The sequence below is a fragment of the Brevundimonas naejangsanensis genome, assembly GCF_003627995.1.
In the GTDB taxonomy this organism is placed as follows: domain Bacteria; phylum Pseudomonadota; class Alphaproteobacteria; order Caulobacterales; family Caulobacteraceae; genus Brevundimonas; species Brevundimonas naejangsanensis_B.
This window is the reverse complement of record NZ_CP032707.1, coordinates 1749953-1762395: the sequence shown is the minus strand read 5'-3', so window position 1 is coordinate 1762395 and position 12443 is coordinate 1749953. Positions and strand designations below refer to the sequence as shown.

The 12443-nt window shown below is 71.7% G+C and carries 14 protein-coding genes; 8 read left to right on the top strand and 6 right to left on the bottom strand.

The window, feature by feature from the left end:
* Nucleotides 1-3: 3 nt before the first annotated feature.
* Nucleotides 4-456: a SufE family protein gene (locus D8I30_RS08270; RefSeq protein WP_121482325.1), complete on the bottom strand. Its 453-nt coding sequence runs from the start codon at nucleotides 454-456 to the stop codon at nucleotides 4-6.
* 141 nt (nucleotides 457-597) lie between these two features.
* Between D8I30_RS08270 and D8I30_RS08265 the strand changes: the two genes are divergently transcribed.
* Nucleotides 598-2271, top strand: coding sequence for a sensor histidine kinase (locus D8I30_RS08265; RefSeq protein WP_240387185.1), 1674 nt, complete (start codon nucleotides 598-600; stop codon nucleotides 2269-2271).
* On the opposite strand, the gene D8I30_RS08260 is transcribed toward D8I30_RS08265, so the two are convergent.
* A complete protein-coding gene (locus D8I30_RS08260) occupies nucleotides 2268-3155 on the bottom strand; it encodes a hypothetical protein (protein WP_121482324.1) in 888 nt (295 codons plus the stop codon). The two genes, D8I30_RS08265 and D8I30_RS08260, sit on opposite strands and share 4 nt — an antisense overlap.
* A 55-nt stretch (nucleotides 3156-3210) precedes the next feature.
* Here D8I30_RS08260 and D8I30_RS08255 point away from each other — a divergent pair, with 55 nt between their 5' ends.
* The 4 genes from D8I30_RS08255 to D8I30_RS08240 all read left to right on the top strand — a co-directional run bounded on the left by D8I30_RS08255 (nucleotide 3211) and on the right by D8I30_RS08240 (nucleotide 6407).
* Nucleotides 3211-3540, top strand: a complete 330-nt coding sequence (locus D8I30_RS08255; RefSeq protein ID WP_121482323.1) for a DUF1491 family protein — start codon at nucleotides 3211-3213, stop codon at nucleotides 3538-3540.
* Nucleotides 3541-3918: 378 nt separating this feature from the next.
* Nucleotides 3919-4299, top strand: a complete 381-nt coding sequence (locus tag D8I30_RS08250; protein ID WP_121482322.1) for a hypothetical protein — start codon at nucleotides 3919-3921, stop codon at nucleotides 4297-4299.
* 70 nt (nucleotides 4300-4369) lie between these two features.
* On the top strand, nucleotides 4370-5929 hold the full coding sequence (locus D8I30_RS08245; RefSeq protein ID WP_162938838.1) for a tetratricopeptide repeat protein: 1560 nt from the start codon (nucleotides 4370-4372) through the stop codon (nucleotides 5927-5929).
* A gap of 121 nt (nucleotides 5930-6050) precedes the next feature.
* Complete coding sequence (locus D8I30_RS08240; RefSeq protein ID WP_162938837.1) at nucleotides 6051-6407, top strand: hypothetical protein; 357 nt, start codon at nucleotides 6051-6053, stop codon at nucleotides 6405-6407.
* On the opposite strand, the gene D8I30_RS14940 is transcribed toward D8I30_RS08240, so the two are convergent.
* The gene (locus D8I30_RS14940) at nucleotides 6404-6535 is read right to left on the bottom strand and encodes a hypothetical protein (RefSeq protein WP_276118559.1); all 132 of its coding nucleotides are present in this window, start codon (nucleotides 6533-6535) and stop codon (nucleotides 6404-6406) included. The two genes, D8I30_RS08240 and D8I30_RS14940, sit on opposite strands and share 4 nt — an antisense overlap.
* 158 nt (nucleotides 6536-6693) lie before the next feature.
* On the opposite strand from D8I30_RS14940, the gene D8I30_RS08235 reads away from it, so the two are divergent.
* Nucleotides 6694-8322, top strand: a complete 1629-nt coding sequence (locus tag D8I30_RS08235; protein WP_121482319.1) for a peptide chain release factor 3 — start codon at nucleotides 6694-6696, stop codon at nucleotides 8320-8322.
* A gap of 3 nt (nucleotides 8323-8325) precedes the next feature.
* Here the strand turns inward: D8I30_RS08235 and D8I30_RS08230 are convergent, their stop codons facing one another.
* The 3 genes from D8I30_RS08230 to D8I30_RS08220 form a co-directional block, all read right to left on the bottom strand.
* Nucleotides 8326-9090, bottom strand: coding sequence for an SDR family oxidoreductase (locus D8I30_RS08230; protein WP_121482318.1), 765 nt, complete (start codon nucleotides 9088-9090; stop codon nucleotides 8326-8328).
* 77 nt (nucleotides 9091-9167) lie between these two features.
* Nucleotides 9168-9767 (bottom strand): YczE/YyaS/YitT family protein, encoded by a 600-nt coding sequence (locus D8I30_RS08225; protein ID WP_240387184.1) that lies wholly within the window; start codon nucleotides 9765-9767, stop codon nucleotides 9168-9170.
* Between the two features lie 35 nt (nucleotides 9768-9802).
* The gene (locus D8I30_RS08220) at nucleotides 9803-10954 is read right to left on the bottom strand and encodes an MFS transporter (RefSeq protein ID WP_121482316.1); all 1152 of its coding nucleotides are present in this window, start codon (nucleotides 10952-10954) and stop codon (nucleotides 9803-9805) included.
* A 54-nt stretch (nucleotides 10955-11008) separates the two neighbouring features.
* On the opposite strand from D8I30_RS08220, the gene D8I30_RS08215 reads away from it, so the two are divergent.
* Both D8I30_RS08215 and D8I30_RS08210 read left to right on the top strand, forming a co-directional pair.
* Nucleotides 11009-11911, top strand: coding sequence for a LysR family transcriptional regulator (locus tag D8I30_RS08215; RefSeq protein ID WP_121482315.1), 903 nt, complete (start codon nucleotides 11009-11011; stop codon nucleotides 11909-11911).
* 120 nt (nucleotides 11912-12031) lie between these two features.
* Entirely contained in the window at nucleotides 12032-12370 is a 339-nt protein-coding gene (locus D8I30_RS08210) for a hypothetical protein (RefSeq protein ID WP_121482314.1), read from the top strand.
* The last annotated feature ends 73 nt before the right edge of the window (nucleotides 12371-12443 follow it).

Here is a 12443-nt window from a genome sequence, read left to right as displayed (position 1 = left end):
GCGTCAGCCCCCCGCCAGCGCCGCGAGCTGGGCCGCCTCGCGGATGCGGCCGACCATGCTGTTGAGGCCGTTGGCCCTCTGGCGCGTCAGGGCCGAGGGCAGGCCCAGGCGGTCCAGCGCCGCCCTGGCGTCGAAGGCCAGGATCTCGGTCGGGGCGCGGCCGGAATAGAGCTTGAGCAGCAGGGCGATATTGCCCTTGGACAGGGCGCTGTCCGAGTCCGCGTCGAAGAACAGGCGGCCGTCCCCGGCCTCGGTCGACAGCCAGACCTGAGCGGCGCAGCCCGGCACCTTGTTGGCCTCCACGCGCGCCGCCTCGGGCAGGGGCGGCAGGGCCTTGCCCAGGTCGATGACGTATTCGATGCGTCCTTCCCAGTCGCCCAGCAGGTCGAACTCCTCGACCAGTTCGGCCAGGGTCTCGTCGAGGGTCAGGGTCGGAACGGAACGCGCGCGGGTCATGGGCGCGACATAGGCCCCCGGCGGCCCTCGACAACCGCCCCCGCCGCGCTCCCGGGCGCAATCCCCCACAGGCGAGCCCGCTAGGGGACGCGGCGGCGGCGGCCTAGACTGGCGGGCCGAGATTCAACCCGCGCGCCCCTGGTGGATTTGACGCCCCGCACGACCCTGCTCGATCCCATCCGCCGCCCCGAGGCCGTCGACGCCGGGGACGGCGCCGCCGTGGCCGCCTGGCACGCCGCCTGGGCGGCGGCGGTGGGGCTGGCGGCGCTGGGCGCGGCCTGGGCGGGGCGGCCGCCCGCCGCGCCCGAAGCCCTGGCCCTGGCGGTCATGGCGGCGCCGGGCCTGGCGGGCCTGGGCCTGCTGGCGCGCGAAACGCCGGCGGCGCGCTCGGCCCTGATCACGCTGTGGAGTCTGGCGGCGCTGGCGGCGGCGGCGCTGACCGGCGGCGCGGCCGGGCCGCTGGCGGGCTTCGTCTTCGCGCCCCTGGCGGCCGGGCTGGCGCTGGGCGGACGCCGCCGCGTCTTCATCAGCGCCCTGGCGGCGACGGGCGCGGCCGGGGTCGGCCTGCTCTCCGCCGCCCTGATCGGACCGCCCCCGGCGCCCGGCGCCCTGGCGGCGCTGACGGCCCTGATCACGGCCGGGGCGACGGCCCTGGCCCTGGCCATCGGCGCGCGCCGCGCCGGCGCGCGCCTGGAAGCGGCCGAGGCCGCCGTGGCCCGGGTCGAGGCCGTCCTGTCGGGCCAGCCGGGCCTGACCCTGGTGCTGGACGCCGACGGCCGCGCCCCGACCTATCCCGCCCTGGCCGCCTATGGCGCCGCGCCCGCCGCCCTGCCGGTCGACCTTCTGTTCCAGGAGGGGCTTCTGGCCGCCGTCCACGATCCCGACCGGCCCGCCGTCCTGGCCGCCCTGGCCCGCGCGCGATTGGGGAACGGGGGCGGGACCGAGGGCCAGGCCCGCTTCGCCCCGCGCCTGGCGCTGGACCGCCGCATCCTGCTGGTGGCGCGACGGCTGGAGGACGGGGCGCGCCGCCGCCTCATCGTCCAGGCGCTGGACGTCACCCTGCAGCACGCGCGCGAGGCCGAACTGGACGCCGCACGCGCCGAGGCCGAGGCCCGCAACGTCGGCAAGTCCCGTTTCCTGGCGCATATGAGCCACGAACTGCGCACCCCGCTGAACGCCATCATCGGCTTTTCCGACGCCATGCGGCAGCAGATGTTCGGGCCGGTCCCGCCCCGCTACGCCGACTACGCCCGCTCGATCCACGAGGCGGGCGGCCATCTGCTGGCCCTGATCAACGACGTGCTGGACGTCAGCCGCATCGAGGCCGACCGCTATGAACTGGTCCTCGAGTCCTTCGACGCCCGCGAGGCGGTTTCGGCGGCCCTGGCCCTGGTGCGCATCCAGGCCGACGACAAGGGGGTCGAGCTGGCCGCCGTCCTGCCGCCCGAGCCGCTGATCGTCGAGGCCGACCGCCGGGCGCTGAAGCAGATCACGCTGAACCTGCTGGCCAATGCGGTGAAGTTCACCCCGGCGGGCGGGACGGTCACCGTCTCGGTCCAGGCGACGGACGGCGAGCTGGAAGTCACGGTGGCCGACACCGGCGTCGGCATCGCGCCGGCGGACCTGGCCCGCCTGGGCCGCCCCTATGAACAGGCGGGCGACGCCGACCAGCGCGCCCAGGGGACAGGCCTGGGCCTCGCCCTGGTGCGCGCCCTGGCCCAGTTGCACGGCGGGACCCTGGCCATCGACAGCACCCTGGGCGTCGGCACGGCGGCCAGCGTGCGCCTGCCCCTGGTCGCCGCCCCTTCGTCCTAAAGCGGCCCCATGGCCAGGAAGGCGCGCCCGGCGGCGAAGTCGCCGGTCGTGAAGCGGGCGGTCGCCACGCTGTCGTCGCGGAACAGGAATTCGATCAGGAAGGGCTCGCGCGGGTCCAGCCCCGCCAGCGCCTCGGCCGCCTCGGCCGGGAAGATCCAGGCCTCGCCGCGGCGCGCCCCCTCGGCCAGCAAGCTGCGCGGCGCCGCCTCGGAGCGGGCGGCGAAGACGGCGCGGCGGGCCGCCTCGGGCGGCAGGCCCTCGCCCGCCAACCAGGGCCGGGGCGCCTTGGCCGCGTCGCGCATCACCAGCCGCGCCGCATAGGGTCGGGGCCGTCCGACGAAGGAGACCACCGCCGTCGCCTCGGTCGCCGTCGGCCCCAGGCCGCTGAGGCCGAAGCGCACCGGAGAGGCGCCCACGGCGCCGTCCTGGGCCAGCCGCCAGCCGGGCTCGCGCGCCGAGAAGCGGTCGGCCTTCCAGGGCGCCGCCCCGCCGGCGAATTCGATCAGCGCCGCGCGCGACCAGCCGGCGAAGGCCGTCCGCACCCGCGCCTTGACCCGCGTCAGGCCGGCGTCGTCGCAGGCGGTGACGTCCGCCCGCGCCCGGGCCCGCGCCGAGACGGCGGCCAGGTCCGGGCCGGACCGTCCCGCGCGCAGCGCCGCGCCGCGCGCCTGCAGGGTCGCCGCCTCCAGCGCCGCCGTCAGCCCCGGCTCGAACAGGCGACATTTGCCATGCGCCGCCAGGACGAAGGCGCGCTCATAGTAGATGTCGCCCGCCGGGCTTCCCGCCTGACCGCTGGAGCGGGCTTCGACCTCGCCCGCGCCCATCAGCAGGGCGAGGACGGCCAGCGCGCTGCTGACGAACCGGACGGGCGAGGCTATCTTCATGGCCCCACCCTAGCCGCCGTCGGTTCCGGGGCGGTGTCCAAACAGGGTGAACCAATTGCTTCTGTCCTCTGACGTCTGGGTCGGCGCCCTGATCCGCCGCGCTGAGCTGGAGGGCGCCAACGCCGTGGTGGTGAAGAAGGGCGACCCGCGCGCGGGCGCCGTGATCGTCAAGGCCTACGACACCTCGACCCGCACCGCCCGCCTGTGGACCGAGGCCGTCGGCGCGGACGGCGAACCCCTGTGGATCCAGCCGGTGGCCAGCGAATTCGAAGGTGAACTGGACGCCTATCTTGAGCGCCAGCGCCGCTACGACCCCGACCTGTGGATCGTCGAGGTCGAGGACCGCCAGGGCCGCCACTTCATCACCGAAAAGACCCAGGGCTGAGCGCCCCTCTCCCGATGGGAGAGGGCTTGAGCCTCCAAGAGCGTCAGCGATTGGCAAGGCGAAAGGGTGAGGGTTCGCGGCATAAGTCGGCGCAAGCCGCCGCTCGACGCCTGAACGTCAAACCTTAGCCCCTCACCCTTTGGCTGCTCCGCGCCGCCCTTCGGGTCGCTTAGCGGATCGCCTTCGGCTCTCCGAAGCTCAAGCTCTCTCCCGCCGGGAGAGGGAAAACAAAGATGCCCTCAAGCAGGCCGAACGGCCGTTAGGGCCGCTAATAATGGTAACCGCCCTGTTCACCGCGTTCGTGAACCGGACCGCAAGCGGCGGCGCCCTACAACCCGCAGCATCGGGCCAGAACGGCCCTGCAAGCGGGCGCGGTCCATGCTGTTTCTCCTGAACGACGTCGTCTTCGACCTGGACGAGGCCTGCCCGGCCCCCAGCCACGACGTGCGCCGCTTCGAGACCCTGTCCTTCGACTATGTGCTGGAGATGGGCTGCGAGCTGTTCGCCGAAGACCCGCTGCTGCACCGGAACGATCCGGCGCGGGCGCGGCGCCTGGCCTGGCTGATCGCGCACCGGACCGAGGGGGTGAACGCCGCCCTGTTCGCCGCCCCGGACGCCGGCTGCCCGCCCGAACTGGTCGAGCCGCGCTTCTGCGGCCTGCCCGAGCCGATCATGCGTCAGCTTCACGCCCGCGCCGCCCATGGCCGCCTGTCCGCCGTCGCCGCCGACAAAGCCGTCTGGGGCCGGATGGCGGCCTGAAGCCGCACCCCCTTTTATTAGACAACAACGTTCGCTAACCCTTGCGGCACTGCGGCAGGGGGAGTTCGGCGTGAAATTTTTCGACCGTTTAAGGCAAGGCCTGCGTCGCGGCGCCGCCGCGTCCGCTCTCGCGGCCCTGACGGTCGCTTTAACGGGGGTCGCGCCCGCTCATGCCGATTGGCTTAAGGCAGAGAGCGAACGCTTCATCGTCTACAGCGACGGCGGGGAGAGCAAGCTGCGCCAGTTCGTGCAGGAACTGGAGGGTTACGACCGCTTCCTGAGGCTGCGCATGGGGCTGGCCGTCGACGAGGCGCCACCGCGCAAGTTGCCGATCTATCTCGTGAATTCCAGATCCGGCCTTCTCAAGGTCAGCCCCGACCTGCACGAGAACATCGCCGGCTTCTACACAGCCACCAACGAAGACATCTTCGGCATCGCCCTGCGCGACCAGACCGTGGACACACTCAAGCACGAGTACGCGCATCACTTCATGATGCAGAACTTCTCGTATCCCTATCCGGGATGGTTCGTGGAAGGGTTCGCCGAATACTACGCCACGGTCGAGATCGAGAAATCCCGCATCCTGGTCGGCAAGTACAATGAAAATCGCGCCTATTGGCTGCAGGCGGCGTCCTGGATGCCGATGACGGAACTGCTGTCCAAGCGCCCATCGCCATCGACGCGCAGCCGGGACACCTACTACCCTCTGGCCTGGCTGCTGACGCACTGGTTTCTGGGCGACACCGACCGACAAAAGGCCCTGAGCGCCTATCTGCGCGATGTCGGCGCCGGCGGCGACCCGGTCGAGGCCATGCAGCGCGCCACCGGGCTAGATCCGACCGAACTGCGCCGCACGCTCCGTCGCTACATGAACGGGCGCATCCCCTATCAGGGCGTGATGGTGACCTATCCCCCCGTGCCGATCACCGTGACACGGCTGTCGCGCTCAGCCGACGACCTGCTGTTGCTGAACCAACGGCTCAAGATAGGCGTCCCCACGGAAAAGCGCGCGGCCACGACCGAGGAAGTCCGTCGCGCCGCCGCCCGCCATCCCGATGATCCGCTGGCCCTGCTGGCTCTGGGCCACGCCGAACTGCATTTCGGCGACCCCGCCGCCGCCGAGGCGCCGCTGCAGCGGCTGCTGGCGCTGGACCCGAACCACGTCGAGGCGCTGCAATATCTGGCGCGCGCCCGCATGGAGGCCGCCGAGGATGCGGATGACCTTGAAGACTCCGATCGCCTGAGAGGCGAAGCCCAAGGCTTCCTCGCACGCGCCTATCGCGCCGATGACGCAAATTACGCCACCCTTCTGCTCATCGCCGAGAATCGGAGCGGCGCGCCCGGCTATCCCAACGACAATGATCTGGCGGTGCTGGAACAGGCCTTCGTTCTGGCCCCGCAATTGGGTGCGGCGCGGATCAACCTGGCCCAGGTGCTGATGTCCCGCGACCGAAACGACGAGGCGATCGCCCTGCTGGAGCCCATGGTCAACGACCCTCACCGCCCCTCGCCGGCGGCCCGCACCCTGCTGCTGCGCGCCAAGGGCCAGACCGAGGACGAGGCCGCCGCCCAGGAAGCCGCGCTGGCGAGCCTGGCCGAGGATGAAGACGACGAGGCTGACGGCCTGTAACGACGCCCTGGCCGCGGCCTCTTCTGTTGCCTGACGACGTTTGCTAAGCCCCCGGCCAGACCGACCGGGGAAACTCGGCATGTTTTTCAAGCACATATCCGCGATCGCAGCGGCTTCCGTCATGGCCGGAATCCTGACGACGGCCACCCCAGCCCACGCCGAGTGGCGCAAGGCCGAAAGCGACCGCTTCATCGTCTATAGCGACGTCGGCGAGCGCCAGCTGCGCAACTTCGTCCAGGACCTGGAATCCTACGACCGCGTGCTGCGGTTCCGCATGGGCCTGCCGGGCGACGTGGCCCAGGCGCTGCTGTCCCAGGAGCGCAACGCCGAGGCGATCGCCCTGCTGGAGCCCCTGGTCAACCATCCGCACGGCAGCACCGCCGCAGCGCGCGCCCTGCTGGCCCGGGCCCGCGGCAAGGAGACGCCGGCCGAAGACGCCGGCGAGGCGACGGCCGATGAGGCGGACGAAGAAGTCTAGAGCAGCACGCCGAACGCCGTGTGCACCACGGCGGCGGCGATGACGATCAGGGCGAACCCGGCGAGAAAATAGACCACCGGATGAACCTCGCGCGCGGGCGCGGACTTGCCTGGCTGAACCAGGGCCATGATGTTTCCCTTCCCTCGTGCGGCGGACTCATCGCCCGCCGTCTCCCGAAAACGACCATGCCTCGAATAACCCTCGCGAGCGAAGGGTCTCTCACGCCATCGTGAACGTCGACAATTCCGCCCCGGCGCGCTAGGTCGCGCCTCCTAAAGGAAGCTCCATGTCCAAACTGACTCTCGCCGAAGAGGCCCTGCGCCGCAGGACCTTCGCCATCATCGCCCACCCGGACGCCGGCAAGACGACCCTGACCGAGCATATCCTGCTGGCGGGCGGCGCCGTGCGGGCGGCCGGCGCGGTCAAGGCGCGGGGCGAAAACCGGCGGGCGCGTTCGGACTGGATGAAGATCGAGAAGGAGCGGGGCATCTCGGTCACCGCCTCGGTCATGACGTTCGAGCACGACGGCAAGATGTTCAACCTGCTGGACACGCCGGGCCACGAAGACTTCTCGGAAGACACCTATCGCACCCTGACGGCCGCCGACTGCGCCATCATGGTGCTGGACGCCGCCAAGGGCATCGAGCCGCAGACGCTGAAGCTGTTCGAGGTCTGCCGCCTGCGCGACATCCCGATCATCACCTTCATCAACAAGCTGGACCGCGAGGCCCAGGACCCGATGGCCCTGCTGGACGAGATCGCGTCCCGCCTGCAACTCGACCCCTCGCCGATCTGGTGGCCGGCCGAGAGCGGCAACCGTCTGCGCGGCCTGGCCGAGGTCGGCGGCCAGGGCCGGTTCCAGCCCTATACGCGCAAGACCTCGGACAACGACGGCGAACACCCCGCCCCCCTGCCTTTCGATGAGGCTGCGTCCTTCTTTGAGGGCACGGAGCAGGCCGACATGGCCGATGCGCTGGAACTGGTCGAGGCGGGCTACAAGCCCTTCGATCACCAGGCCTTCCTCGAAGGCCATATGACGCCCGTGCTGTGGGGCTCGGCCCTGCGCCACTTCGGCATCGAGGAACTGCTCAAGGCCATCGGCGAATGGGCCCCGCCGCCCAAGACCATGCAGGCCCGCAAGGAGGCTCCGCCCGAGACCCGCAACGCCCCCGCGCCCGAGGACATCACGGTCGAGCCGGGCAAGGACGAGGTCACCGGCTTCGTCTTCAAGGTCCAGGCCAACATGGACCCGAACCACCGCGACCGTATCGCCATGTTCCGCATGGCCTCGGGCAGCTTCAAGCGCGGCATGAAGCTGAAGGTGCAGAACACCGGCAAGCAGCTGTCGGTGAACGCTCCCATCATGTTCTTCGCCTCGGACCGCGAACTGGCCGAGGAGGCCTATGCCGGCGACGTCATCGGCATTCCGAACCACGGCGTGCTGCGCGTCGGCGACAGCCTGTCGGAGAGCGGCCTGGTGCGCTTCCAGGGCCTGCCCAACTTCGCCCCGGAAATCCTGCAGCGCGTCCGCGTCAAGGACCCGCTGAAGGCCAAGCACTTGAAGAAGGCGCTGGAAGGTCTAGCCGAGGAAGGCGTGACCCAGCTGTTCCGCCCGGAACTGGGCGCGGACTTCATCGTCGGCGCCGTCGGCCAGCTGCAGTTCGAGGTCATGGCCGACCGCCTGGGCGAGGAATACGGCCTGGACGTCATCTTCGAGCCGTCGCCTTACGCCGAGGCCCGCTGGGTCGACGGCGCCAAGGCCGACCTGGACGACTTCGCCGGCAAATACCGCCCCCAGATGGCCGCCGACATCGACCAGAACCCCGTCTTCCTGGCCAAGTCGAGCTGGGAGACCGGCTACGTCTCCGAACGCTTCCCCAAGGTGGCCTTCACCAAGACCAAGGAACGCGGCTGACCCTCAGGTCTTGCTGATCGACACCCCGCCGTCGACCAGCATGGCCGTCCCGGTCATGAAGCTGGAGGCGTCGGAGGCCAGGAACAGGGCGGCGCGGGCGATCTCGTCCGGCGTCGCCATCCGCTTCAGGGCGTGCATCCCCTCGACGAAGGCAATGATCTCGGGCGTGTGGGCGAACTCGCGCCCCGCCTCAGTGTCGGTGCCGCCGGGCAGCAGGCAGTTGCTGCGCAGCCCCTGCGCCCCGAACTCGGCGGCGATGACCCGCGACAGGCCGATCAGACCCGCCTTGGCCGCCCCATAGGCCGCCATGCCCGGCATGCCGATGGCGTGGCCGACAAAGGTCGAGGTGAAGATCAGCGAGCCGCCGCCGCGCGCCAGCATGGCCGGAATCTGATGCTTGGCGCCCAGGAAGGCGGCCGTCAGGTTGATATCCAGGGTGTCGCGCCAGCGGTCCAGCGCGATCTCTGGCGTCGGTTCATTGGCGCCGATGGCCCCGGCGTTGTTCAGGGCGATGTCCAGCCCGCCGAAGCGCTCGACCGCCGTGTTCGCCAGCCGCTCGGCCAGAGCCTCGTCGCGGATGTCGCCCGGCACGGCGACGGCGCGACCGCCCTCGGCCTCGATGGCGGCGACCAGGGCCAGAAGCTCGGCCTCGCGCCGGGCGGTGACGACCACCGCCGCGCCTTCGCAGGCGAACAGACGGGCGGCGGCGGCGCCGATGCCGGAGCTGGCTCCGGTAATGATGGCGACCTTGTCGGACAGTGCGGGCATGGCGACCTCGTGCGTGAAAGAGGCCGTCTTCCTTTCATGCCTTCACGGCGTGGTCTGGCGAGGTTCGGACTCGGCGTTCAGGTCGACGGCGCCACACGGGTCTCGCGTCCCAGCGCCTGGAACCACGGCAGGAAGATCTGGACCAGCGGGCCGATCCCGACGGCGAAGACGACGGTGCCCAGGCCGACCGAACCGCCCAGCAGCCAGCCTCCGGCCAGGACGCCGAGCTCGATCAGCAGGCGCGACACGCGGATCGACCAGCCCAGGCGCTGGTTGAGGCCGATCATCAGGCCGTCGCGCGGCCCCGTCCCCATGCCCGCGCCGATATAGGCGGCGCACCCCGCGGCGGTCAGGACGACGCCCGCCGCCAACAGGCCGGCCCGCGCCGCCAGGGCCGAGACCTCGGGCAGGACCACCAGGGACGCGTCCAGCGCCAGACCGATGACGACGATGTTGAACAGGGTGCCCAGGCCCGGCTTCTGCCGCAGTGGAATCCACATCAGCATCACCGCGACGCCCATCAGGATGGAGACGACGCCCAGGCTCATCCCCGTCCGCAGCGACAGGCCCTGGTGAAAGACGTTCCACGGGTCCAGCCCGAGGTTCGAGCGCACCATCAGGGCGGCGCCGAAGCCGAAGAGGCACAAGCCCAGTTGCAACTGAATGAAGCGACGCATGAACATGGCCCCCTTCTGCCCGATCAGGCGGCCAATTACAGGCCCGGCTTAGGTCGCAGGCCGAAAGTCATGGCGAACATCACCAGGCAGATGCCGCTGGAGGCCAGCAGGGCCAGCCCCGCCGACCGGTCCAGCACCATGCCATAGAGGACCGGCGCCCCCGCCTGGACGAAGCGCGCCGGGGTCAGCACCAGGGCCTGGCGCGCGCCGTAGTTCTCGCGCCCGAACAGATGCAGCGGCAGGACGCCCGAGGCCACGGCCAGCAGGCCGTTGCCCGCCCCCTGGCCCAGAGCGACCGCCCCCGCCGTCGCCTTGCCGCCGACGAAGGCCACCAGCGCGCCCGCCGGGTGCAGCAGGGTCGCGGCGCGGGCGGCGACGACCGGCGAGCCTCGCCCCGGCGCCGCCAGGACGATCAGGCGCACGGCGATGGCCGCGCCCGCCATGAGCCCGGCCGCGAGCGCCGCCTCGGCCGGCGTCAGGCCCAGCCGGGTCAGCAGGCGCGGCAGGTGGGCGCTCATGGCCGTCGCCACCCACCAGGCCCCGGCGAACAGGACGGCCAGGCGGATCATGGTCCCGTCCCAGCGCACCCGGCCGGACGCGGGCGGCCGCCCCCCGGCGCGCCCGTCGGGCAGCACGGCCCAATAGAGGGGCAGGCACAGCAGCACATGGGCCCCGGCCCAGACGAAGCAGGCGCCGCGCCAGCCCAGGGTCTCGATCATCACCAAGGTCAGCGGCCAGCCCAGCGCCCCGCCGAACGCCCCCAGCAGGGAGACGGCGGTGATCGGCTTCTTCGCCGCCTCGCCATGCAGCGCCACCAGGACGGCGTAGGCCGGGCCGTAGAGCCCCACCCCCATGCCCGCGCCCAGCAGCAGGATTCCCGCGACCATGGCGACGGGCTCGCGCGCCAGGCCCAGCAGGGTCAGGGCCAGGGCGAAGATCATAGCCGCCGCCGACAGCACCTCGCGCCCGCCGCGCCGGTCGATCCAGTGTCCGCCGAAGGGGCTGAGGGCCGCCGAGACGAGGAAGGCTCCCGACAGGGCCGTGAACACCATTCTCGGCGTCGTTCCCGCCCCCGCCGCCAGCGGGTCGGCCAGGACGCCGAGCAGATAATAGCTGGAGGCGAAGGAGACGATCATCCCCAGGCCCAGCACGGGAATGATCAGGCGGGAAACGGCGGCGCTCGACATGGCCCGCTCTGAGCGGATTTGCCCGCGCGGCGAAAGCGACCTATCGAACGGGAGATGTTCGAAAACCTCACAGGCTCAGGCCCGCTCCCCTCGCTGAACGCCCTGCGCGCCTTCGAGGCCATGGCCCGCACCGGCAGCGCGACCCGCGCGGCGGCCGAGCTGAACGTGACCCACAGCGCGGTCAGCCGACAGGTCAAGGCGCTGGAGGCGCAGCTGGGGCTGCGCCTGTTCGAGGGGCCGCGCCACGCCCTGGCCCTGACCCCTGCCGGCCGCGACATGGCCCCGGGCCTGACCGCCGCCTTCGACCAGATCGCCGCCGCCGTGGCCGGGGCGCGCGGGACGGGCCGCGACCTGCACGTCGCCGTCAACGCCAGCCTGGCGGTCAAATGGCTGATCCCGCGCCTGGCCGACTTCAGCCGCCTGCACCCCCAGGTGCGCGTCCACCTGGTCGAACTGGCCCCCCAGGCGGTCAGCCGCCGCGGCGCCGACGTGCTGCTGCGCCTGCTGGACGCGTCCCGGATCGAGACCCTGGGCGCGACGCCCGTCATTCCCAACGCCGTCGGGCCGGTGATCGCCCCCATGCTGGCCGGGGAGGACGCCCGCGCGGCCGTGCTGACGGCGCCGCGCCTGGCCGCCCGCACCCACGCCTCGGCCTGGAAGGACTGGGCGGCCCTGACCGGACGGCGGCTCGCGCCCGCGCCCGAACGCGCCGTCGCCCATCTGCATTTCGCCCTGGACGGCGCCCTGGCCGGCTGGGGCGCGGCGGTCCTGCCCTGGGCCCTGACGGCCGAGGCGGTGGCCGACGGGCGGCTGCTGGCGCCCTTCGGCTTCGCCCGCGACGGCGGGGCCGTGGCCGCCATCCCCGGCGCGGGCGAGGCGTCGCGCAGCCGCCGCCTGTTCCTGCATTGGCTGGCCGACCAGGCGCGCGCCATGCCGCCCGCCCCGGATGCAACCTGAAGCTTAGCTGAACATCTCTTTCATCCGCCGCAGGGACGTGGTTCTCTAAGAAGCCGCACGTCGGCGTCCGCCGCACCATGATTCAAGGACGCCGAGGTTACGGACCTCTGTGGAGTTCAGATGCTGCTCGTCGCCTTCACCGCCGCTCTGGCGCTGGGCCCTGCCCAGGCCAACCGGCTCGTCTCCTATGACGAGGCGGTGCGGTGCGCCGGGCTGACCCAGGCGGCGTCAGAGCTCGAAGGCGGGGAGAGCCGCTACGGCCGCCAGCTGTATGACGCCGCCCTCTACTGGTCCCTGGCCGCCATGCAGGCGGCGACGACGGCCGGGCGCGACCCGACGGCGGCCGAGGACGACCAGACCCGCGCCCGGCTCCAGTCCGTGCGCCGCCTGTCGGCCGGAGACGCCGAGGCGCGCTCGGCCCTGCAACGCTGCCGCCAGAAGGCCCCCCGCCTGGACTGAGCCTGGCGCCCTCGCGCCCGGTCGTCGGCGAAAGAGCCCTCATCGACGCCGACGCCCCATGGTTAAGGCGAAC